The 21,729-nt window shown below is 70.3% G+C and carries 25 protein-coding genes and 1 pseudogene; 3 read left to right on the top strand and 23 right to left on the bottom strand.

What is annotated here, in order from left to right; genetic code table 11:
• Positions 1 to 58: 58 nt before the first annotated feature.
• Complete coding sequence (gene rlmN / locus ACZ6KY_RS29475) at positions 59 to 1,165, bottom strand: dual-specificity RNA methyltransferase RlmN (RefSeq protein ID WP_469313303.1); 1,107 nt, start codon at positions 1,163 to 1,165, stop codon at positions 59 to 61.
• A 541-nt stretch (positions 1,166 to 1,706) separates the two neighbouring features.
• Entirely contained in the window at positions 1,707 to 2,180 is a 474-nt protein-coding gene (locus ACZ6KY_RS29470; protein ID WP_469313302.1) for a carboxymuconolactone decarboxylase family protein, read from the bottom strand.
• 197 nt (positions 2,181 to 2,377) lie between these two features.
• Here ACZ6KY_RS29470 and ACZ6KY_RS29465 point away from each other — a divergent pair, with 197 nt between their 5' ends.
• Positions 2,378 to 2,527, top strand: coding sequence for a hypothetical protein (locus ACZ6KY_RS29465; RefSeq protein WP_469313301.1), 150 nt, complete (start codon positions 2,378 to 2,380; stop codon positions 2,525 to 2,527).
• Positions 2,528 to 2,598: 71 nt separating this feature from the next.
• The gene (locus ACZ6KY_RS29460) at positions 2,599 to 2,832 is read left to right on the top strand and encodes a hypothetical protein (RefSeq protein ID WP_469313369.1); all 234 of its coding nucleotides are present in this window, start codon (positions 2,599 to 2,601) and stop codon (positions 2,830 to 2,832) included.
• Between the two features lie 114 nt (positions 2,833 to 2,946).
• On the opposite strand, the gene ACZ6KY_RS29455 is transcribed toward ACZ6KY_RS29460, so the two are convergent.
• The 5 genes from ACZ6KY_RS29455 to rpsB all read right to left on the bottom strand — a co-directional run bounded on the left by ACZ6KY_RS29455 (position 2,947) and on the right by rpsB (position 7,648).
• Entirely contained in the window at positions 2,947 to 4,086 is a 1,140-nt protein-coding gene (locus ACZ6KY_RS29455; RefSeq protein ID WP_469313300.1) for a phosphatidate cytidylyltransferase, read from the bottom strand.
• On the bottom strand, positions 4,086 to 4,643 hold the full coding sequence (gene frr / locus ACZ6KY_RS29450; RefSeq protein WP_037625129.1) for a ribosome recycling factor: 558 nt from the start codon (positions 4,641 to 4,643) through the stop codon (positions 4,086 to 4,088). The genes ACZ6KY_RS29455 and frr overlap by 1 nt, the downstream gene beginning before the upstream one ends.
• Positions 4,644 to 4,816: 173 nt before the next feature.
• Complete coding sequence (gene pyrH, locus ACZ6KY_RS29445; RefSeq protein ID WP_355842288.1) at positions 4,817 to 5,587, bottom strand: UMP kinase; 771 nt, start codon at positions 5,585 to 5,587, stop codon at positions 4,817 to 4,819.
• Between the two features lie 183 nt (positions 5,588 to 5,770).
• The gene (gene tsf, locus ACZ6KY_RS29440) at positions 5,771 to 6,607 is read right to left on the bottom strand and encodes a translation elongation factor Ts (protein WP_469313299.1); all 837 of its coding nucleotides are present in this window, start codon (positions 6,605 to 6,607) and stop codon (positions 5,771 to 5,773) included.
• A gap of 96 nt (positions 6,608 to 6,703) precedes the next feature.
• Positions 6,704 to 7,648, bottom strand: coding sequence for a 30S ribosomal protein S2 (rpsB, locus tag ACZ6KY_RS29435; RefSeq protein WP_328447629.1), 945 nt, complete (start codon positions 7,646 to 7,648; stop codon positions 6,704 to 6,706).
• A 269-nt stretch (positions 7,649 to 7,917) separates the two neighbouring features.
• Between rpsB and ACZ6KY_RS29430 the strand changes: the two genes are divergently transcribed.
• The gene (locus ACZ6KY_RS29430; RefSeq protein WP_469313298.1) at positions 7,918 to 8,547 is read left to right on the top strand and encodes a murein hydrolase activator EnvC family protein; all 630 of its coding nucleotides are present in this window, start codon (positions 7,918 to 7,920) and stop codon (positions 8,545 to 8,547) included.
• 265 nt (positions 8,548 to 8,812) lie between these two features.
• Here ACZ6KY_RS29430 and ACZ6KY_RS29425 read toward each other — a convergent pair whose 3' ends face one another.
• From ACZ6KY_RS29425 to rpsP, 16 genes and pseudogenes are all read right to left on the bottom strand, one after another.
• Positions 8,813 to 9,370 carry a TetR/AcrR family transcriptional regulator gene (locus ACZ6KY_RS29425; RefSeq protein WP_469313368.1) on the bottom strand — a complete coding sequence of 186 codons (558 nt, stop codon included), beginning with the start codon at positions 9,368 to 9,370 and terminating at the stop codon, positions 8,813 to 8,815.
• Between the two features lie 207 nt (positions 9,371 to 9,577).
• The gene (gene whiG, locus ACZ6KY_RS29420; RefSeq protein WP_261708294.1) at positions 9,578 to 10,420 is read right to left on the bottom strand and encodes an RNA polymerase sigma factor WhiG; all 843 of its coding nucleotides are present in this window, start codon (positions 10,418 to 10,420) and stop codon (positions 9,578 to 9,580) included.
• A gap of 271 nt (positions 10,421 to 10,691) precedes the next feature.
• Positions 10,692 to 11,840: a DNA-processing protein DprA gene (gene dprA, locus ACZ6KY_RS29415; protein WP_469313297.1), complete on the bottom strand. Its 1,149-nt coding sequence runs from the start codon at positions 11,838 to 11,840 to the stop codon at positions 10,692 to 10,694.
• The gene (locus ACZ6KY_RS29410) at positions 11,837 to 13,462 is read right to left on the bottom strand and encodes a YifB family Mg chelatase-like AAA ATPase (protein WP_469313296.1); all 1,626 of its coding nucleotides are present in this window, start codon (positions 13,460 to 13,462) and stop codon (positions 11,837 to 11,839) included. Before ACZ6KY_RS29410 ends, dprA begins: the two co-directional genes overlap by 4 nt.
• Positions 13,462 to 13,833, bottom strand: coding sequence for a YraN family protein (locus ACZ6KY_RS29405; RefSeq protein ID WP_469313295.1), 372 nt, complete (start codon positions 13,831 to 13,833; stop codon positions 13,462 to 13,464). The genes ACZ6KY_RS29410 and ACZ6KY_RS29405 overlap by 1 nt, the downstream gene beginning before the upstream one ends.
• Positions 13,834 to 14,031: 198 nt before the next feature.
• Positions 14,032 to 14,340 carry a DUF2469 domain-containing protein gene (locus tag ACZ6KY_RS29400; protein ID WP_003965949.1) on the bottom strand — a complete coding sequence of 103 codons (309 nt, stop codon included), beginning with the start codon at positions 14,338 to 14,340 and terminating at the stop codon, positions 14,032 to 14,034.
• Between the two features lie 55 nt (positions 14,341 to 14,395).
• Positions 14,396 to 14,920 carry an NUDIX hydrolase gene (locus ACZ6KY_RS29395; RefSeq protein ID WP_469313294.1) on the bottom strand — a complete coding sequence of 175 codons (525 nt, stop codon included), beginning with the start codon at positions 14,918 to 14,920 and terminating at the stop codon, positions 14,396 to 14,398.
• Complete coding sequence (gene lepB, locus ACZ6KY_RS29390; RefSeq protein ID WP_469313293.1) at positions 14,910 to 15,683, bottom strand: signal peptidase I; 774 nt, start codon at positions 15,681 to 15,683, stop codon at positions 14,910 to 14,912. Before lepB (ACZ6KY_RS29390) ends, ACZ6KY_RS29395 begins: the two co-directional genes overlap by 11 nt.
• 234 nt (positions 15,684 to 15,917) lie before the next feature.
• Positions 15,918 to 16,859 (bottom strand): signal peptidase I, encoded by a 942-nt coding sequence (lepB, locus tag ACZ6KY_RS29385; RefSeq protein WP_469313292.1) that lies wholly within the window; start codon positions 16,857 to 16,859, stop codon positions 15,918 to 15,920.
• Positions 16,762 to 17,835, bottom strand: a pseudogene (lepB, locus tag ACZ6KY_RS29380) (signal peptidase I); the annotation flags it as partial. The gene lepB (ACZ6KY_RS29385) and the pseudogene lepB (ACZ6KY_RS29380), both read right to left, overlap by 98 nt.
• Positions 17,828 to 18,544: a signal peptidase I gene (gene lepB, locus ACZ6KY_RS29375; RefSeq protein WP_469313291.1), complete on the bottom strand. Its 717-nt coding sequence runs from the start codon at positions 18,542 to 18,544 to the stop codon at positions 17,828 to 17,830. The pseudogene lepB (ACZ6KY_RS29380) and the gene lepB (ACZ6KY_RS29375), both read right to left, overlap by 8 nt.
• 80 nt (positions 18,545 to 18,624) lie before the next feature.
• The gene (rplS, locus tag ACZ6KY_RS29370) at positions 18,625 to 18,975 is read right to left on the bottom strand and encodes a 50S ribosomal protein L19 (protein ID WP_469313290.1); all 351 of its coding nucleotides are present in this window, start codon (positions 18,973 to 18,975) and stop codon (positions 18,625 to 18,627) included.
• Positions 18,976 to 19,106: 131 nt separating this feature from the next.
• The gene (gene trmD / locus ACZ6KY_RS29365) at positions 19,107 to 19,928 is read right to left on the bottom strand and encodes a tRNA (guanosine(37)-N1)-methyltransferase TrmD (protein WP_469313289.1); all 822 of its coding nucleotides are present in this window, start codon (positions 19,926 to 19,928) and stop codon (positions 19,107 to 19,109) included.
• Positions 19,928 to 20,515 carry a ribosome maturation factor RimM gene (gene rimM, locus ACZ6KY_RS29360; RefSeq protein WP_469313288.1) on the bottom strand — a complete coding sequence of 196 codons (588 nt, stop codon included), beginning with the start codon at positions 20,513 to 20,515 and terminating at the stop codon, positions 19,928 to 19,930. Before rimM ends, trmD begins: the two co-directional genes overlap by 1 nt.
• Before the next feature lie 198 nt (positions 20,516 to 20,713).
• Positions 20,714 to 20,953, bottom strand: coding sequence for an RNA-binding protein (locus ACZ6KY_RS29355; protein WP_005479813.1), 240 nt, complete (start codon positions 20,951 to 20,953; stop codon positions 20,714 to 20,716).
• Positions 20,954 to 20,955: 2 nt separating this feature from the next.
• Positions 20,956 to 21,375, bottom strand: a complete 420-nt coding sequence (gene rpsP / locus ACZ6KY_RS29350) for a 30S ribosomal protein S16 (protein ID WP_328553176.1) — start codon at positions 21,373 to 21,375, stop codon at positions 20,956 to 20,958.
• Positions 21,376 to 21,729: the final 354 nt, after the last annotated feature.

The raw sequence follows: 21,729 nt of genomic DNA, 5'->3' as shown, positions 1-21,729 counted from the left end.
CGCTCCCCTGTCGGAATATGAAGATGTCGGACTATGAGATGGACTGACTCGGCTCAGACTACCGCTCGGTCGCGGCGAGCTGACCACACGCTCCGTCGATCTCCTGGCCACGGGTGTCCCGGACGGTGACCGGCACGCCATGGGCCGCGATGGCCTCGACGAACGCCTTCTCGTCCTCGGGCCGCGAGGCGGTCCACTTCGAACCCGGGGTCGGGTTCAGCGGGATGAGGTTGACGTGCACGGGCTTGCCCTTGAGCATCCGCCCGAGCCGGTCACCACGCCACGCCTGATCGTTGATGTCCCGGATCAGGGCGTACTCGATGGACAGGCGCCGACCGGACCTGGCCGCGTACTCCCAGCCGGCGTCCAGCACCTCGCGCACCTTCCACCGCGTGTTCACGGGGACGAGGGTGTCGCGCAGCTCGTCGTCGGGGGCGTGCAGGGAGATCGCGAGCCGGCATTTGAAGCCCTCGTCGGAGAACCGGTTGATGGCGGGGACCAGCCCGACCGTCGACACGGTGATACCGCGCTGCGAGAGCCCGAGCCCGTCCGGCTCGGGGTCGGTGAGGGCCCGGATCGCCCCGACCACCCGCTTGTAGTTGGCGAGCGGCTCGCCCATCCCCATGAAGACGATGTTGCTCAGCCGCGCCGGACCACCGGGGATCTCGCCGTCGCGGAGCGCCCGCATACCGTCGACGATCTGGTGCACGATCTCGGCGGTCGACAGGTTCCGGTCGAGGCCGGCCTGTCCGGTGGCGCAGAACGGGCAGTTCATCCCGCAGCCCGCCTGCGAGCTGATGCACATGGTCACCCGGTCCGGGTAGCGCATCAGGACGGACTCGACGAGCGTGCCGTCGAAGAGCCGCCACAGGGTCTTGCGGGTGGTGTCCTGGTCGGTCGACAGATGACGTACGACCGACATCAGCTCGGGAAGCAGCGCCTCCTGGAGCTTGCCGCGCGAGGCGGCCGGGATGTCCGTCCACTCGGCGGGGTCGTGCGCGTACCGGGCGAAGTAGTGCTGCGAGAGCTGCTTGGCACGAAACGGCTTCTCACCGATCGCGGCAACCGCCTCTTTGCGCTCGGCGGGCGTGAGATCGGCAAGGTGCCGCGGCGGCTTCTTGGCTCCGCGCGGCGCGACAAAGGTGAGTTCTCCGGGCTTAGGCATGGCTGTACCAGTGTCGCAGATCAACTCCACCGGCCCAGGCCAGAACGGGGTGGGGGCGGTCACCCGCGGGCACTGTCCGTCAGCCTTGGCCGGCCTCGCACGGCCCAGGGACGGCCCAGGGGGCTCGGGGTCGCGATCACCGCCCAGGCAGCTCGATCCACCCCGGGCGATACACGGCCGCCGGGCGAGCGGAAGGGCCCGCAGCGCCTTTGGCCGTGGATGTTCTCTGGCGATGCCGAACCGGTCAGTGGCGGCGGGAGTCGGTCTCGCCCGCGTGATGGCGCACTGCGCCCTGGTTTCACGCCATCGACGCGGTGTCCGAGCGGAGCCCCGCGCCGGAGCCACTGGCCGCCATGGCCCGGCCGCCCCGGGCCTGCGGCCACTACGAACTGCCCTTCGCCCTGTGCGACCGTGCCGGAGCTCGCGAACATCTCCTACCGGAAGCTGCTGATCGACTACGCGTGCGCGGGCCCGGGACGATCTCGCCGGGCCCCGCGCCGGGCCTTGGCCGGACCCGGCAGGCCCGGCCAAGGCACCCCCGTTACGCGAACTGGCCGGGCCGGTAGCCGCCTGCGGGCTGCTGGACGATGACGTTGCCTCGGTTGAAGGCGTTGATGATCGAGATGCAGCACACCAGGGCGGCGAGCTGCTCCTCGTCGTAGTACTTGGCGGCGTTCGCCCAGCACTCGTCCGTGACACCGCCCGCCGCGTCGGCGATGCGCGTGCCCTGCTCCGTCAGCTCCAGGGCGGCGCGCTCGGCGTCGGTGAACACCGTCGCCTCCCGCCAGGCCGCGACCAGGTTGAGGCGTACCGAGGTCTCGCCCGCGGCGGTGGCGTCCTTGGTGTGCATGTCGGTGCAGAAACCGCAGCCGTTGATCTGGCTGGCGCGCAGCTTCACCAGTTCCTGTGTCGCGGCCGGCAGGGTCGAGTCCGCGAGCGACCTGCCCGCGGCGACGATGTGCTTCGTGAACTGGGCCGCGACCGCGCTGGCGAAGAGGTTCAACCGGGCTTCCATGAGGCGCTCCTGTGTCGTTGTTCGTGGCTACACCTCATGGACGGAACAGCTCCGCACGATGTGACACGACCGAATGTGACCTGCGTCTCCCGCCCATGGCGCGGCGGTGATCGCTCTCCGCGAGGTTCGGGTCAGGACGAGGGGGCACACGGGCAGGGTGCCGCCGAGAAGTCACGCCAAGCCCTAGAATCGAATACGTGTACGAAAAAGTGTCCCGTCTGGAGCACCTGCGCAGCGTCCGCGCCTGGCCGCTCCGGCAACTGCGCCGCACCGACGACACCATCACCGAAGACGGCGTCACGGCATGCCCGTACTGCCGCTCCGACACGGATCCGGGTGTCCCGTGAACCACGAACACGCGCAGCCGAACCACGAACACCACGAACAGGCGCGGACCGACGACGTACCCACCGCGCCCATCGTCGTCGGCCGCCCGGCCGGGACCGGCGGCCGTCGCGTGACGATCCGCGGCCGGAGCGTCGGCGTCGCCCACAGCGACGCCGACGTGGTCGAGTTCCTGCGCCGCGCGGGTCTCCCGGACGCGGGAGAGCTCCTGGACGATCCGCGCTGGGTGGAATGGCGGGACGGCCGGCCCCACGCATACGACACCACCCCTCCCGGTCACGGGGATCACGGTGAGGTGATCGGATGACCGGAAGGGGTGGTGTCGTGGATGCGCGCGCCGTAGGTGCTTACGTCGCAGGCGTGTACCCCGCACGTGCGAACGTCGCACGCGTGTGCGCCGTAGGTGTGTGCGGAAAAACGATCAGCCGGAGCCGACGAAGAGCACGAGCAGCAGCCAGACGACCGGAGCCGTCGGGAGCAGCGAGTCCAGCCGGTCCATGATGCCGCCGTGGCCCGGCAGCAAGGTGCCCATGTCCTTGATGCCGAGGTCCCGCTTGATCATGGACTCGCCGAGGTCACCGAGCGTGGCGCTGGCCGCGACCGCGAGGCCGAGGATCAGACCCTGCCACCAGGTGCCGTCGTCGATCAGGAACTGCATGCACAGCGCACCCGCCACCATCGCGAAGCTGACCGCTCCGATCAGACCCTCGCGGGTCTTTCCGGGGCTGATCCGCGGCGCCAGCTTGTGCTTGCCGAAGCGCCAGCCGACGGCGTACGCGCCCGTGTCGCTGACGACTGTCAGGAGCAGGAAGGTCAGCACGCGGCGCGGGCCGTCGTCGGCCGTGAGCATCATGGCCACGAAGGTCGCCAGGAACGGCACGTAGAAGGCCGCGAAGACCCCCGCCGTGACGTCCTTGAGGTAGCCCTCGGGCGGTTCCGTCATCCGCCAGACCAGGACGGCCAGTGCGGTGAGCGCCATGGCCACCCAGGCGCCCTCGGCACCGCGCACGTACCCGGAGACGACCATGGCGGCCCCGCCGAGCGCGAGCGGCACGAGAGGCGCCTTGATGCCCTTGCGCTCCTCCAGCCGTGAGGTGAGCTCCCAGAGCCCCACCACCACGGCGACCGCTATGACACCGACGAAGACGGCCTTGACGACGAACAACGACGCGACGATCACCGCGCCCAGCCCGACGCCCACTCCTATGGCCGCGCCCAGGTCGCGTCCCGCACTCTTCTTCTGAGGTGCGGGGGCGGGCTCGGGGACGGTGCTGGGCATGGGCTCCTGCGGGCTCTGCGCGTTGTGCGACGGGTCCCCGTAGGGCGCCGTCAGCGGTGTGTCGTTGCGGGCGGAGGGGCCGCTCGGCCGAGCGACCCCCCTGTCGTCATCCTGGTCTCCGCCATGTGCGGGTACATCGGGCACGGTGGGCATGGGCCGAGTGTGCTGCGCGTCATGCGCATCGTACGTGGGACCCGCCGGGGCTGCCCCCTGGACAGGCCCCTGCTCGGACGGCCCCCAGTACCCGGCTTGTGGCGGCGCCCCCCAGGAAGAGTCGTTCATCAGACCTCGAGCAGCTCCGCCTCTTTGTGCTTCAGGAGCTCGTCCACCTGGGCGACGTACTTCGCCGTGGTGTCGTCGAGTTCCTTCTCCGCGCGGCGGACCTCGTCCTCGCCGGACTCCTTGTCCTTGACGAGCTTGTCGAGAGCGTCCTTGGCCTTGCGGCGCACGGCGCGGATCGAGACCTTGGCGTCCTCGCCCTTGGTCCGCGCGACCTTGATGTAGTCCTTGCGACGCTCTTCCGTGAGCTCGGGGAACGTCACCCGGATGATGTTGCCGTCGTTGCTGGGGTTGACGCCCAGGTCGGAGTCCCGGATCGCCTGCTCGATGTTGCGCAGCGCGCTCTTGTCGAACGGGGTCACCACGGCCATGCGCGGCTCCGGAACGGAGAACGAGGCCAGCTGGTTGATCGGCGTCAGCGCGCCGTAGTAGTCAGCCACGATCTTGTTGAACATCGCCGGGTGCGCACGGCCGGTGCGGATCGCGGCGAAGTCCTCCTTGGCGACCACGACGGCCTTCTCCATCTTCTCCTCGGCCTCGAGGAGGGTCTCTTCGATCACCACTTGCTCCTGCGTGTCTTGAGTAGGCCCGGCAGCTGTTTCCTCGTCGGGGTTCGGCGGCCGGCTGCGTCGCGTCTTGTTCCTGCACGGTTCCGGACCGGCAGGACATTGTCCATCCCCCGGTCGGGGTCCGTCCTGGACCGGAGGTCGTACCCGGTCCGCGGCATTCCCTGTCAGGCTCGGCCGCTCTGGTCGCCCACGAGTGTGCCGATCTTCTCACCCTTGACCGCCCGCGCGATATTGCCCTCCGCCAGGAGCTCGAAGACCAGGATCGGCAGCTTGTTGTCCCGGCACAGCGTGATGGCGGTCATGTCGGCGACCTTGAGGTCCCGGGTGATGACCTCGCCGTAGCTGAGCGAGTCGAACTTGACGGCCTCGGGGTTGGTCTTCGGGTCGGAGTCGTAGACACCGTCCACACCGTTCTTGCCCATGAGGAGCGCCTCGGCGTCGATCTCCAGGGCCCGCTGGGCGGCGGTGGTGTCGGTGGAGAAGTACGGCATGCCCATACCGGCGCCGAAGATGACCACACGGCCCTTCTCCAGGTGCCGTACGCCGCGCAGCGGGATGTACGGCTCCGCGACCTGGCCCATGGTGATGGCGGTCTGGACGCGGCTGTCGATGCCCTCCTTCTCCAGGAAGTCCTGGAGGGCGAGGCAGTTCATGACCGTGCCGAGCATGCCCATGTAGTCGGAGCGCGCCCGGTCCATACCGCGCTGCTGGAGTTCGGCCCCGCGGAAGAAGTTGCCGCCGCCGATGACGACGGCGATCTGGGCACCGTCGCGCACGACGGCCGCGATCTCGCGGGCGATCTTGTGCACCACGTCGGGGTCGACGCCCAGTCCGCCGCCACCGGCGAACGCCTCGCCGGAAAGCTTCAGCAGAAAGCGTCCCGCGCCTTTGCCGTCGTCGCTCTTCTCGCCCTTGTCGGCCTGGGTGGTGGTCATGGAGATCTCCTCATGGTGCACATACGAAGAAGGCCATTGCCGGTGGGGTGTTGTTCGCATCCCATGCTCGGCAATGGCCTCCTCGTCAGATCTGCTGTCGTCCGGCACACACGCGTGGGTGCCGGCGCACGCGGACGACTGCTGTCGACCCTATAGGGGTCGCGCGTCGATCGCGGTACGGACTCAGATGCCGACCTTGATGCGCGAGAAGCGCTTCAGGGTGGCACCGGCCTCGTCCAGAACCTTCTGGACGGACTTCTTGTTGTCGAGCGCGTACGGCTGACCGAGGAGGGTGGCCTCCTTGAAGAAGCCGTTGACGCGACCCTCGACGATCTTCGGGAGGGCGGCCTCGGGCTTGCCCTCGGCGCGGGTGGTCTCCTCGGCGACGCGGCGCTCGGTCTCGACGACCTCGGCCGGGACGTCCTCACGGGAGAGGTACTTCGGCGCGAAGGCGGCGATGTGCTGCGCGATGCCCTTGGCGAGGTCGGCGTCGGCCTTGTCCAGCTCGACCAGAACACCGATCTGCGGGGGCAGGTCGGGCATGGTGCGGTGCATGTACGCGGACACGAAGGCGCCGGAGAACTGGGTGAAGCGGTCCAGGACGATCTTCTCGCCCAGGTTGGCGTTGGCCTCGTCGACGAACGCCTGAACCGTCTTGCCGGGCTCGATCTCGGAGCCGAGGAGCGCCTCGATGTCGGCCGGCGACGTCTTGACGACGTGCTGGGCGATGTCGTTGGCGACGGCCTGGAACTTCTCGCCCTTGGCGACGAAGTCCGTCTCGCACTTCAGCTCGACCAGGACACCGGAGGTGTTGTCGTCAGCGATGATGGAGACCACGGCGCCGTTCTCGGCGGAGCGGCCCTCGCGCTTGGCGACGCCCTTCTGGCCCTTGATCCGCAGCGCCTCGACGGCCTTGTCGACGTTGCCGTCGGCCTCGTCGAGCGCCTTCTTGCAGTCCATCATGCCGGCGCCGGTGAGCTCACGGAGCTTCTTGACGTCGGCGGCGGTGTAGTTCGCCATGATTCCTGGAATCTCTCTCGAAGTCTGAAGATCTACGGGACGAACGGCGGGGGCTTTGTGGGCCCCCGCCGTTCACAAACCCGAAGGGGTGAGGGGTCAGGCCTGCTCGGCGTCCGCGGCGGGGGCCTCGGCGGCGGGCGCCTCGGCGGCAACCTCGGCCTCGGCGGCGGGGGCCTCGACGGCCTCAGCCTCGGCGGGGGCCTCGGCCTGCTCGGCGTCGGCGACCTTCTCCGTCTCGGCGGAGGTCTGGACCTCGGCGTCGTCGGCCTTCTTCTCGCCCTCGAGCAGGTCGCGCTCCCACGCGGCGAGCGGCTCGCCCGCGGCCTTGTCACCCGCGGCCTTACCGGCGCCCGAGCGGGAGATGAGGCCCTCGGCGACGGCGTCGGCGATCACGCGGGTGAGCAGGGTGACGGAGCGGATCGCGTCGTCGTTGCCCGGGATCTTGTAGTCGACCTCGTCGGGGTCACAGTTGGTGTCGAGGATGGCGACGACCGGGATGTTGAGCTTCCGGGCCTCGCCGACCGCGATGTGCTCCTTCTTGGTGTCCACGATCCAGACGGCGCTGGGCACCTTCTGCATCTCGCGGATACCACCGAGAGTCTTCTCCAGCTTGGCCTTCTCGCGCGAGAGCACGAGAAGCTCCTTCTTGGTGAGACCCGAGGCCGCGACGTCCTCGAAGTCGATCTGCTCAAGCTCCTTGAGGCGCTGCAGACGCTTGTAGACGGTGGAGAAGTTGGTGAGCATGCCGCCCAGCCAGCGCTGGTTCACGTAGGGCATGCCGACGCGGGTGGCCTGCTCGGCGATGGCCTCCTGCGCCTGCTTCTTCGTGCCGACGAACATGACCGTGCCGCCGTGGGCGACGGTCTCCTTGACGAACTCGTAGGCGCGGTCGATGTACGACAGCGACTGGAGCAGGTCGATGATGTAGATGCCGTTGCGCTCCGTGAAGATGAACCGCTTCATCTTCGGGTTCCAACGACGGGTCTGGTGACCGAAGTGGACGCCGCTTTCCAGCAGCTCCCGCATCGTGACGACGGCCATGGCCGTTCTCCTCGGTTTCTCGGTTGTACCGCGTGTGCCGGACGGCTCACGCACCTGACGCCCGCGCTGCGCCTTGCCGCAAAGGACCGAGAGGCGCTGACACCGGTCTGTGATGACCAGGTGCCGGGGCGTGCGAAGTCGACTCGGTGACCCGAATCGCCATCAGAAGTGTACGGGACCGGAGAGGGGGCAGGTGACGCCGCTGTCCACAACCGGCCGGTACTCCACAGATCCCGGCCAAGATCCGCTCGATGCGGGACGGTTCCCGCATGCGAGTGAACCGATGTGTGCGTACGTGGCTGGTACTCCTGCTGACCCTGACGGCGACCACCCTGGGCGCCCCGACCCCGTTGGCGCTGGCTCATGGGTCCGGCCCCGCGCCCCCGCCCCCGGCGCTCTCGGCCCCGGTCTCCCCGCCGGCGGCCGACCCTTCCGTCCCGACGGTCGCCCGCGCCTGGCCCGTCGGTGTCCGGCCGTTCGTCGTACGGGGCTGGGAACCACCGGCGACGGCCTACTCACGGGGGCATCGCGGTGTCGACCTGGCAGCCGTCCCGGACGCCCCGGTGCGGGCCGTCGCACCCGGCCGGGTGTCCTTCGCGGGCCGGGTAGCGGGCCGCGGGATCGTCTCCGTGGAGCTGTCGGGCACGGGGGCGCCCCCGCTGCGGACGACGTACGGTCCGGTACGGGCGTCCGTGCGCAAGGGCGACGAGGTCCTCGCGGGCGAGGTCGTCGGCACGTTGGAGGCGGCGGACGCGCACTGCGGGCCGACGGCCTGTCTGCACTGGGGCCTGCTCAGAGGCACGGCCTACCTGGACCCGCTGTCCCTGCTCCCGCCCTGGCTCCTGAACACGGGCCCGTCCCGCCTGCTGCCGCTCGACGCCGGCGACTCACGGCCTTGACCAGCCAGATGCCGAGCAGAGCCTGTCCACGCACCGAAAAGCGAAGGCCCGCGGACACCAGCCGTGCGCGGAGAACCCGGCCTCACGGGCCAGAGACCGAGCGGCACGCGCCGCGGCCGAAGGCCGAGAGGCACGAGGCACGCGCCGCGGACCAGAGACCGAGGGCCCGCGCCACGGGCCAAGCGGGAAGCCCGCGTCGCAGGTCAAGAGCTGAGCGGCCCGCGCCACAGACCGCGAGACGGGGTGGCGCGTGCCGGCGGCGGGGTCAGCCTCGAACGCCTCGGAGGGCCATCGCCACGGCCGCCTCAGTGATCGCGGAGGGGTCCTCGGCGGCGCCCAGTTCGATGCGTCGCACCGCGGCGTCGACGACGCCCTGCAGGAGCATGGCGGCCAGCCGCGGCTCGGCGTGCCCCATCTCGGCGAGCGCCTCGCCGATCATCGTGACCAGACCGCCGTGCGCGGCCCGGATCTTGTCCCGGGCACCCGCGTCCAGTTCGCTGGCGGAGATGGCGACCACGGCCCGGTGCCGCCGGTCCCCGACCAGGGCCAGCTGCCGGCGCACATACGCCTCGACCGTCCCCTCGGGGCCGTCCGCGGCGGCCATCGCGGCCGAGACCTCGGCCGCCCAGACGGGGAAGTCGACCTCGCACAGTTCCTCGACGACGGCCGCCCTGGACCGGAAGTACTCGTACACGGAGGAACGCGCGAGCCCCGTGCGCTCGGCCAAGGCCGGGAAGGTCAGCGCCTCCGTCCCGCCCTCGGACAACAGGGACCGCGCCGCGTCCAGCAGGGCGGCTCGCTGCATCGACCGGTGCTCGGCCACGGAGGCCGCTCGAATCCTTGGCACGTCAACCACTGTACGGACGCACCGCCTCGGACGGGAACCACTCCACCGAGCCGACCGCAGTGGCGTCCGCCGCAACCTCCCGGCGCCGGGACGGCGCGACGGCAGGGCACGGCGCGGCACCGCGGCCCGGCTCCACGGCAAGGCGGGCCTCCGGGCATCCCAGTCCCTCGCCTCGGCCCGGGCTCAGCGTCCGAAACTGGCCAGCTTGGCACGCAGCTGAAGCACCGACTTGGTGTGGATCTGGCTCACCCGGCTCTCGGTCACCCCGAGCACATTGCCGATCTCCGCGAGCGTCAGCCCTTCGTAGTAGTAGAGCGTGACCACGGTCTTCTCCCGGTCGGGCAGCGTGTTGATCGCCCGGGCCAGAAGCCGTCGCAGCTCCCGGTCCTCGGCCACCTCGACCGGATTGTCGGCGGCGGTGTCCTCCAGCGTGTCCATCAGGCTCAGCCGGTCGCCGCCCTCGCCTCCGACATGCAGCAGCTCCTCCAGAGCGACCACATTGGCCAGCGACAACTGACTGAACACCGCGTGGAGTTCCTCCACGCCGATACCCATCTCGGCGGCCACCTCGCCCTCCGACGGGGTGCGCCGCAGCCGCGCCTCCAGCGTCGCGTAGGCGCGCTCCACATTCCGCGCCTTCTGCCGCACCGACCGCGGGATCCAGTCCAGCGCCCGCAGTTCGTCGATCATCGCGCCACGGATGCGGGTGATCGCGTACGTCTCGAACTTGATCTCCCGTTCGATGTCGAACTTCTCGATCGCGTCGATCAGCCCGAACACCCCCGACGAGACGAAGTCCGCCTGCTCGACATTGGCCGGCAGACCCACGCTGACCCGGCCCGCGACGTACTTCACCAGCGGTGAGTAGTGCAGGATCAGCTGCTCCCGCAGCCGCTCGTCACCGGTCGACTTGTACGACCGCCACAGCTCGTCGAGTGTCGAGGGCGCGGGCGGGCGCACGCTGCCGCCGTCGCGGGCGGCTGGCGGAATCGCCGTCCGGTCGGACCCGGAGGTGTGCTGGGGCATTCGTCGCCTTGTGCCGTTCTGCCGTGAACCGGGAGTGCCTGGGTGTCCTGTCGGCCTCATGCCGAGATCGCGTGTCTGCTTCGGATTCCTGTGAGCGTAGCGTGACTGGGCTGTCGCAGTGCGCGAAGAGCGGGCTGTCACCCGCAAACGAAAACTTTCCCCGGGGCGTCTCACGGAGTCACGACGGTTGCCCTGTGTGACCATCAGAGGCCGCCAACTGCAAGAATTCCCAGGCGTGTCGACGTTCCCCCGGACGGCCGAACACGCTCGGTCACAATCCCTCCCGATCGCCTCGGACGGAGGTCTTCGCCTGGCGTGTCAACTTCCAGCCGTCGCCGTGTCGTTCGACGAATCCAAGTGCTCGGAGTTCGTACAGTCTCCCGACCGCGTCGTCCGTGCTGGTCGCCGCTCTCCGGGCGATCTCCTCGGCACCCGCCGGATCCCGCGCCGGCAGAGCGGCCAGGACGCGCCCCGCACCCGGGTGCAGCAGATCGCGCGGCAGTACCGGCCCGCACCGGTCCGGGGCCAGCTCGCCCATGTCACCGACCAGTTCGGCGACTTCCGCGGCGTCGGAGACCAGGACTGCTTCCCCGCGCAGCAGTTCGTGCACCCCGGCCGACAGTCCGCTGGTGACGGGTCCGGGCACGCCCATCGTGAACCGCCCCAGCCGCTGTGCCGCGCGGGCCGTGACGAGCGCTCCGCTGCGGTACGCCGCCTCGACGACCACGGTGCCCCTGGTGAGCGCAGCGATGACCCGGTTCCGGAGGATGAATCTGCTCGGCGTCGGGTGCTCGCCGGGCGGCAACTCCCCTACCACGAGCCCCTGTTCCGCGATCCTGGCGATCAACTGGGTGTGTCCGCGCGGGTAGGGCCGGTCGACGCCGCAGGCGAGCACCGCGACGGTGGCGCCGCCCGCCCCGAGGGCGCCCCGGTGCGCGGCACCGTCGATGCCGTAGGCGCCGCCGGACACCACCACCCAGCCCCGCTCGGCGAGCCCGGCGCCGAGGGTGGCGGCCATGTGCGCGCCGTACTCGGTACAGGCCCGGGCGCCGACGACGGCGACGGACCGCAGCGCCCACAACCGCAGGCCGGGCCGCCCTCGCACCCACAGTCCGACGGGCCGGGCATCCCCCAGGTCGTCGAGCTGCGCGGGCCATTCGGATTCACCGGGACAGACGAACCGCACCCCGGCGTCCCGCGCCTGGGCGAGGTCCCCCTCCGGGTCGGTCCGCCCGGCCCTGGCCCTCAGCCCCGCCCACCGCTTGTCGGTCATTCCCCGCGGCTGCCCCAGGTCCCCGTACAGCCAGCGAACGGCCTCCGGGGCCCCGACTTCTCGAATCCAGCGCCCGCAGACCTCGTCGCCCGGTTCGACGACGCGGGAGAGCCTGACCCGGGCCCTGCGCTCGTCGTCGTCCGTCATACCGGCGAGCCGATCGCCATCGGTACCCCGCGCGGGATTCCGGTGCGCAGCTGGAGGGCCAGGGCGACGTCCCCGGCGTCGGGCCGGTCGTGTCCTGAGAGATCCGCGACCGTCCACGCGACACGGAGCACCCGGTCCAGCCCGCGGACCGTCAGCAGCCCGCGCTCCAGGCCCCGCTCGGCCTCGTCCATCGCTCCCGCCCGCGCCTGCCAGCGACCGCGCAGCTCGCGTCCTGGTACCTCGCTGTTGGTGTGCCAGGGGGTCCCCGTCAGGCGTTCCGCGGCCCGCTCGCGGGCGGCGAGCACCCGGTCCGCGACCGTCTTCGTCGACTCGCCCCGCGCGCCGCGCGCGGTGAGTTCGGCCCGGGTCACCGGCTCGACCTCCACCCGCAGATCGACCCGGTCGAGCAGCGGCCCGGAGAGCCTCGCCTGATAACGGCGGATGACGGAGGGCGGGCACTCGCAGAAGTCGTTCGTCGTGCTGAAGCGCCCGCAGGGGCAGGGGTTGGCGGCCAGGACCATCAGGAACTTCGCGGGGAACCGTACGACGCCGGCGCTGCGCGCGATCACCACGTGGCCGGCCTCCAGCGGCTGCCGCAGCGCGTCCAGCACGAAGCCGCTGAACTCCGGTGCCTCGTCGAGGAAGAGGACGCCGCGATGCGACAGGGACACCGCGCCGGGCCGTGCGAGCCCCTTGCCGCCGCCGACGAGGGACTGCATGGTCGCGGAATGGTGGGGTGCGCAGTACGGCGCGACGTCCACCATCGGTTTGCCGGGCGGCAGCAGGCCGGCGACGGAGTGGATCGCCGTCACCTCCAGGGATTCCTGCCGGGTCAGCCGCGGCATGACCGAGGGCATCCGCTCGGCCAGCATCGTCTTGCCCGCACCCGGTGGCCCCTGGAGGAAGACATGGTGGCCGCCGGCCGCCGCCACCTCCATCGCGGTGCGCGCCGACAACTGGCCGACGACGTCGCCGAGGTCGTGGTCCCGGTCGTGTTCCGGAACGGCGATGCCGCACAGGCCAGTGGCCTCGCCCGTGCCGGGCACGCGCAGGCCGGCCAGCAGCGGGTCCGGCCGGCCCTGTTCGTCCGGATCCTCCTCGGGCACCGGTTCGTCCGCCAGCACCGCGATCAGCTGGCGCAGGCTGCGGACCCCGAGCACCGAGACCCCCGGCACCAGTGAGGCCTCGGCCGCCGCGCACTCCGGCACCACCACCTGCTCGTATCCGGCGTCCGCCGCGGCCAGGACGGCCGGCAGGATGCCCCGGACCGGCCGCACCCTGCCGTCGAGTCCCAGCTCCCCGATCATCACGATGTCGGCGAGCACGCGGGGATCGATCCGCTCGGCGGCGCCCAGTACCGCGCAGGCCACGGCGAGGTCGAAGCCCGAACCGCCCTTGGGCACGGAGGCCGGGCTCAGCCCCACCGTCAGCTTCTTCTGCGGCCAGGACGCACCGGAGTTGACCACCGCGGCCCTGACCCGGTCCCGGCTCTCCGTCAGGCTCTTGTCGGGGAGTCCCACCAGTGTGAAGGCGGCGATGCCGGGCTCCAGGTCCGCCTGGACCTCGACGACGACGCCCTCCACACCCACCAGGGCCACCGAGCACGTACGCGCGAATCCCATCAGGCCACCCCCCGCGCGTGCTCGACCACGGGCGCGCCGCGTTCGGGGACCAGGACGCCGATCAGGTCGATGCGGACACCGCCCGGTGGGGCTCCGCCGTGTTCCTGGAGCCAGCGTTCGGCCAGGCCGCGCAGTCGCAGGGCCTTCGCCGGTGTGACGGCCGCCATCGGATGCTGGAACGCGCCCGCCCCGCGGGTCTTGACCTCGCAGACGACCAGCGCGTCGCCGTCCCGGGCCACGATGTCGATCTCGCCGGTCCTGCCGCAGCGCCAGTTGCGTGCCAGGACCGTCATGCCGGCCCCGGTCAGCCGCCGTGCGGCCAGCTCCTCGCCGTACGCGCCCAGTGCGTTGCGTGCCTCGGATGTCTTCATGTCGGCACCACCTCCGGTACCAACACTGAGGCCGCGTCACCCAGCTATTGGATCTTGGTGGACGAGCGGGTGACTGTGGATATCTCCGTCACCCGCACGAGCCACCACCACGATCGCCGGACGGCCCGGCCCCCAACCGGTCAGCCTTTCAGCCCTTCAGCCCGCGGGCCGGCCGTCCGGATCCCAGCGGCCCGGAGTTCAGCCGCCCGGCAGCTCCAGGTCGCTCTTGTTCAGTTCCTCGATGTTCACGTCCTTGAATGTAAGGACACGTACCTGTTTCACGAAGCGGGCGGGCCGGTACATGTCCCACACCCAGGCATCCGCCATGGACACCTCGAAAAACACCTCGCCCTGGACCGAGTGCACCTGCATCTCGTAGTCGTTGGTGAGGTAGAAGCGCCGTTCGGTCTCGATCACATATTTGAACAGACCGACGACATCGCGGTACTCCCGATAGAGCTTCAGCTCCATCTCGGTCTCGTACTTCTCGAGGTCCTCGGCGCTCATGGCATGTTCCCCTTCAGCCGTGCGTCCCCCTATTGTGCGCCAGCCCCGAGAGCCCCTAGACGATTTCCGTGTCGAGGACCTCGGGTGTGGCCGGGGGACCCTCGTCGAGCACCCTGCGCAGCAGCCCGGCGAGCTTGGTCGGATACACCGTCTCATGTGCCTCGGTCAGTTCCTGGCACGTCCACCAGCGCGCTCCGGCGACGCTGCGCCGCTCCAGGTCCGTCAGCCCCGTGGCCGCCGTGGCGGTCTGGGTCGTACGGGCCAGGAAGTACCACTCGTCCTGGTCCCAGCGCCGCCCCGCGAACGGGAACGAGCAGATCCGCCGCCACAGCACCGGGCCCAGGTCGACCTCTGTGATACCGGTCTCCTCCACGAGTTCCCGCAGGGCCGCCTGCTCCCGGGTCTCGTCGCCCTCCAGACCGCCGCCCGGCGTGAACCACCAGTCGTCGGAAGGATCGTCCGGCTCGTGGCCGTGCAGCAGCAGTACGCGGTCCTGCGGGTCGAGGAGGACGACCCGGGCGACCTTGCGCAACCCGTCCCGGTCCGGGCCCTCGTCCCGGTCCGCCGCCTCAGCGGGCACCGGCGGACTCCGTGCGGGCGCGGGAGCGTCCGGCCAGGCCGGCGACGGGCCCGTACGCCGCGCCGCCGAGCACGAGCACGGCACCGGCGATCACCAGCGCGATCATCGTGGGGAGCGGTCCCGGCTGGGACAGGGCGCCGAGCGCCTTGAAACCGGTGGGACGTTCGAGCATGCCGTTCATCGGCCAGGCGATGGCGTCGACCCGGGCCGTCACGGCGCCGCGCGCCACGGTGCCGCTGGCCGCGTCCGTCAGATGCGCGGTGGAGTCCAGGGAGCCCTGCCGCTCGTCGCCGAGCAGGAACAGCCGCCCCTTGGGGACCTTCACGGTCGGGAAGTTCGTGATCTCGGCGAGGGATCCCGCGGCCAGATACGGTTCGTCGATCTGCTTGCCGTTGACGGTCAGCTTGCCCTTGGTGCAGCAGGAGACGGTGTCACCGCCGACAGCGACCACACGCTTGACGACGGACGAGTTGGTGACCCAGGTCTTGTCCTTGAAGACGACGACGTCACCCCGGCGGATGTCGTTCCCGTCGACGCGCTGCGCCAGCACCCGGTCGCCGACGTTGATCGTCGGCGCCATCGAACTCGTGGGGACGGTGTACGGCAGGTAGACCACCGCTCCCCAGCCGAATCCGCCGAGGAACAGCACCAGGCCCAGCGCGACAGCCAGCCCGGACAACCGCTGTCCGGTCCTGCTGCCCACCGGGGCCTTGCCCGCGCCACCGCTGCGCGGGGCCGTACGTGTTGCGCTCTCGCCACCCATGGGGCCGCACCTTACCCGGGGGTACGGTCCGCGGTCAGCCCCCGTCGGGATCACGATCCCTGGCGAGGACCGGATCCGTGCGGCTCGTGCCGTCCGCTTGTCCGTCCACCCGCCGTCCGTCCACCCGCCGCTGTCGGGCGTTCCCCGGTCGGCGGTCCGACTTCCGCCGGAAAACGAGCGGGGCCGGCCGCCCCGGAGATCCGGAGTGGCCGGCCCCGAAGGCCGAGAGGTGCCTCAGTCGTCCTTGGACGCCTTGCGCTTGCGACGCACCAGTACGAGCGGAGCCGCGCCCAGAAGGGCCACGGCGCCCGGTGAGGTGACCGCCGCGGCAGCCTGGGTGCCGAGACCGGGCTGGTCGAAGGTGTCCGGGACCGGGAGGGTGCCCCAGCGGTTGATGGGCCAGGCCTTGACGATGGCACGGCCGACGACGTCGTTCACGGGCACCATGCCGTGGTGCTTGTCCGCCTGGTTGTAGCGCGAGTCCCGCGAGTTCTGGCGGTGGTCACCCATCACCCAGATCATGCCCTTGGGAACCTTGACCTTGAACTGGCCGCCGTCCTCGTCCTGGCTGCACGGGGTGTTCCCGGCGTACACGTACGACGACTCGTTCAGAGCCTTGCCGTTCACCGTCAGCGGGCCGGTGTTCTTGCACTCGATCGTGTCGCCGCCCACGCCGATGACCCGCTTGATGAGGTCCTTCTCCTCGGCGGACGGCATCAGGCCGATCCAGCTGAGGACCGTCTGCAGGGCGTTCGGGTTGGCCGTGGGCTCACCCGCCAGCCAGTTGTCCGGGTCGTGGAAGACGACGACCTCTCCGCGCTGCGGCTCCGAGCCGAACCACGGAGTCAGCTTGTCGACCAGGACGCGGTCACCCTGCTGGAGGGTGTTCTGCATCGAGTCCGAGGGAATCGAGAACGCCTGCACCAGGAAGGTCTTGATAATCAGCGCGAGTACCAGAGCGATGCCGATCAGGATCGGCAGCTCCTTCCAGAAGGAGCGCTGCTTCGTGGACTTCGGGTCCCGCTCGGCGCGTCCGGTCGAGACGTCCCCGTCCTCGGAGCCGCTCCCAGAACCCGAACCGTCCTCTACGGCAGGGGCAGCCGCATCGTCGGGCCGCTCCGGCTGCCCTTCGGGACCTTCGTGCCCAGACCGTGCGCCGACCGCCACATCCCCCACATCCACTCCTCACTCCGTGCCGCCGCCCGCGCCGTATTCGGCGCAGGCCCACCACTCCCATAACGAGCGGGAGTTCCGCAGGGCTCGGGAGCGGGATCAATCCATCTGGATCCGCAGAGGCCACCCTATGCGACAGAGACAGAGCGGAGGCCGACCCTCCAGGCGCGTCGGCCACCGTGGAGAACGTGTTCGGCTCCTGCAACCGTGTCCAGTGGCCGATGGGCCAACCGATGACCATCGCCCGGCCCACGATCCCCTGTTCGGAGACGGTACCGCTGAACTTGTCGGTCCGGTGGTAACGGGAGTCCGCGGAGTTGCCCCGGTGGTCCCCCAGCACGAACAGGCGGCCCGCGGGCACCTTCACCTCGAAGGCGAACTCCGACGGTTTGTCGCCGGCGTAGATGTACGGCTCGGTCAGGGGCGTGCCGTTCACGGTCACCCGGCCCTGCGCGTCACAGCACTTGACGGTGTCCCCGCCGAGCCCGACGACCCGCTTGATCAGGTCCTTCTCGTTGTCGGACGGCAGCAGACCGATGAAGGTCAGCCCCTCCTTGAACTGTTTGACGACCACGGGGTCGTGCTTCTTCTGGGCGTCCTCGGCGGTGAGCCAGCCGCCGGGGTCCTTGAAGACGACGACGTCACCGCGCTTGGGCTGGGAGCCGAACCAGGGGGTGAACTTGTCCACCAGGACGCGGTCGCCGATCTGGATCGTGTTCTCCATCGAGCCCGACGGAATCACGAAGGCCTGGACGAGGAACGTCTTGAGGACCAGGGCTATCAGCACGGCGACGCCGACAAGGAGGGGTATCTCCTTGACCGCCGAGCGCCGCCTGCGCCGCTTGATCTTGCGCGCGAGCTTGCGCCGCTCGACCCGGCTGGGCCGGGCGGCGCCTCCGGAGGCGCGGCGGGCCCCGGTGGGCAGCAGGTTGTCGGCGGCGTCGGCGGAGACCCCGCGCGCCCGGCCACGGTTACCCATGGGCACCCCCGGCGGCAGGCACACCCGCGTAGGCGTCGGGACGCGTCAGACGGGTCCAGTGGCCCGCGGGCCAGGCGATCCAGTCGGCCCTGCCGATGACATCGCCGACGGGGACCATGCCGCCGCCGGGCGAGCCCAGATGGTCACGGGAGTCGCGGGAGCGGCTGCGGTGATCACCCAGGAGGAACAGGGACCGCTCGGGCACGACGATGTCGAAGGGCGCCTCGGACGGACTGTCGCCCCGATAGAGAAATGTCGACTCGTCGACCGATCGGCCGTTCACTTCGAGTCTCCCCTCCTTGTCGCAGCAGACCACGTGGTCTCCCCCTACCCCGACGACGCGTTTGACGTAGTCCGCGTTTCCGAAATAACCGGTGCCGTCGAACACGACGACATCGCCCCGCTGCGGCTCGGAACCGAAACGGTACGCCAACTTGTTTACGAGAACGCGGTCCCCGATCCTCAATCCGGACTCCATGGAGCCGCTGGGAATTTCGAAGGGCTGCGTCACGAAGCGGCTGACCAGCAGCAGAAATACCAGACAGATCAGCACGGTCAGGGTGATCCGGCCTCCGGGGAGCCAGTCGGCGACCTTGTCGGCGAACGCAAAACGCGACCGGTCCTCCGGCCCCGCTGTGTCCGAGATCTCCTCGGAAGCGGAAGGGCGGGAGGAGCGGTCGCGCTCCACGGGTTGTGCTTCGGTGTCCATCGGGGCCAGATGTTATCCGGCCTCCATGAGACGCCTTCTTACCGGCACGGTCGCCGACGGATCACCGCGGCGGCGCAAGCTCAGCGGTCGCGCTTCTCCTTGATCTTCGCGGCCTTGCCGCGCAGCTCACGGAGGTAGTACAGCTTGGCGCGACGCACGTCACCGCGGGTGACGACCTCGATCTTCTCGACGATCGGGGTGTGCACCGGGAAGGTGCGCTCGACGCCGACGGAGAACGAGACCTTGCGGACCGAGAAGGTCTCGCGGACACCGGCGCCCTGGCGGCGGATGACTACGCCCTTGAACTGCTGCACACGGGAGCGGTTGCCCTCGATGACGCGGACGTGGACGTTGACGGTGTCACCCGGGCGGAAGGCCGGGATGTCGGTGCGCAGCGACGCGCCGTCGACGGAGTCGAGCAGGTGAGTCATTTTGTCTGCTTTCTTCGCTGATGCCACAGGTCATCAACGGGAGAGAGGTTCGAAGATGGTGCTGCCCCGTCGGGGCGGGCGTCGTGTCCCCCTGTGGCAGGGGCGCGCGCCGGACGACGTAGAGCAGCGGCCTATTCTTCCACGGCCTCTGGCCTGCGCCAAAATCGGCCGCCGGGATCCGGCTGCCAGCCCAGGATCGAGAGCATCTCGCGGTCCTTCTTGTCGAAGGCGGAGGCGTCGCAGCGCTCGATGAGGTCGGGCCGGTTGGCCGCTGTGCGGCGCAGGGCCTCGTCGCGGCGCCAGCGGGCGATCTTCCCGTGGTGGCCGCTGACCAGCACGTCGGGGATCTCGCGGCCGCGCCACCGCGGGGGCTTGGTGTACACCGGGCCCTCCAGGAGGTTGGCCATGGCTCCGGGGGCGAAGGAGTCGTCCCGGTGGGACTCGGCGTTGCCGAGGACACCCGGCAGCAGCCGGGCCACGGCCTCGGTGACGACCAGGACGGCCGCCTCGCCGCCGGCCAGGACGTAGTCGCCGATGGACACCTCGTAGACCGGCATCCGCGTCGCGTACTCGTCGATGACACGGCGGTCGATGCCCTCGTAGCGCGCGGGCGTGAAGACCAGCCAGGGGCGCTCGGAGAGCTCGACGGCGAGCTCCTGGGTGAACGGGCGCCCGCTGGGGGTGGGGACCACGAGGACGGGCCCGTGGGCGCCCGTCTCGTAACCGTCCGCCAGCGCGGAGTCCAGGGCGTCTCCCCAGGGCTCGGTCTTCATGACCATGCCGGGGCCGCCGCCGTAGGGAGTGTCGTCGACCGTGTTGTGGCGGTCGTACGTCCAGTCCCGCAGATCGTGCACGTGCACGTTCAGCTGTCCGCGCGCGCGGGCCTTGCCGACGAGCGAGACGTTCAGGGGTTCCAGGTACTCGGGGAAGATCGTGACCACGTCGAGCCGCATCAGGCGTCGGCCCCCGCGGCGTCCTCGTCGTCCCCGGAGGAGCCGTTCTCCGCGTCCCTGCTGGAGACGACCTCCGCCTGGTCGTCGATCAGTCCGGGCGGGGGGTCGATGACGGCCCGCTGCTCCTCGAGGTCGATCTCGACGACGATCTCCTCCACGAACGGGATCAGCACCTCGGTCCCGTCCGGGCGCTCCACCACGAACAGGTCCTGCGAGGGCAGATGCGAGATCTCGGTGATCCGTCCGACCTCGGCGCCGTCCTTGGTGACCACGTCCAGGTCCATGAGCTGGTGGTCGTAGTACTCGTCCGGGTCCTCCGGGACCTCGTCCGGGTCGACCTCGGCGATCAGCAGGGTGTTGCGCAGCGCCTCGGCGGCGTTGCGGTCCCGTACACCCGCGAAGCGCAGCAGAAGACGGCCGCTGTGGACGCGGCCCGTCTCGATGGTCAGTGGTCCGGTGGAGGCCGGATCGGTGAGCAGGACGGCACCGGGCCCGAGCCGGAGCTCCGGCTCGTCGGTACGGACCTCCACGGTGACCTCGCCCTTGATGCCGTGGGCACGGCCGACGCGAGCGACTACCAGCTGCACTGTGCTTGATCTCCTGTCGTGTGCCGACGGCGATGCTTCATGGACGGCCGCGGGTGCGCGGACGCCGTGGGTACGCGGGCGCCGGGGGGTGCGTGGACGTCCACGCGGTCCGGGGCCGCCCGCGAGGGTTCGCGGACGACTACGGGCCGGGGACGGCTCGTAAGCCCTCCCCGGCCCGAGCCGGTGCTGCCTGTTACGTCAGCGGACGTGATCCACGTCGACGAGGTCGACGCGGACACCGCGGCCGCCGATGGCGCCCACGACGGTGCGCAGAGCGCGCGCGGTGCGGCCGTTACGGCCGATCACCTTGCCGAGGTCGTCGGGGTGGACCCGAACCTCGAGAACGCGCCCGCGGCGCAGGTCGCGCGAGGCGACCTGCACATCGTCGGGGTTGTCGACGATGCCCTTCACGAGGTGCTCGAGAGCCTCCTCGAGCATGCTCAGGCCTCGGTCGACTCGGACTCGGCCGGAGCCTCGTCCTTCTTCTCAGCCTTCTTCTTCTGGGTGATGGCCTCACCCTTGCCCGAGTCGTCGCCACCGAGGGCGTCGAACAGCGGGCGCGCGGCCTTCGGCTCGGCCACGAGCAGCGGAGCCGGGGCCGGCAGGCCCTTGAACTTCTGCCAGTCGCCGGTCAGCTTCAGGATGGCGAGCACGGGCTCGGTCGGCTGCGCGCCGACACCCAGCCAGTACTGCGCACGGTCCGAGTCGACCTCGATGCGCGAAGGGTTCTGCACCGGGTGGTACAGACCGATCTCCTCGATGGCCCGGCCGTCACGGCGGGTACGGGAGTCGGCGACGACGATGCGGTAGTGAGGCGAACGGATCTTGCCCAGACGCTTCAGCTTGATCTTGACTGCCACGGAAGTGGTGTCTCCTGGTCTTGACGGGGTTGGGCACGCAGAGATGACCGCGTGGGGTTGCGGTACCCGAGTGCCCGATGGACGCGTCAGCCGGAGGAGAGAGGGGTCCTATGCGGCTGTCGAGTACAGCTAGCCATTCTGCCACATCCCGCGGTCCGCACGGACCGAGGGTGTGCGGGTCCGGGGGGGGGGGGGGGGAGGGGGGGGGGGGGGGGGGGAGGGGGGGGGAGGGGGGGGGGGGGCGGTGGGGGGGGGGGGGGGGGGGGGGGGGGGGGGGGGGGGGACGGGGGGGGGGGTACCCGCGGTGTCCAAGGGGCGCACCCCCCCCCAGGACAGCACTCCGGCCACCACGAA

The sequence above is a fragment of the Streptomyces sp. NPDC042002 genome, from assembly GCF_055588305.1.
This window is presented reverse-complemented; position numbering and strand designations above follow the sequence as displayed.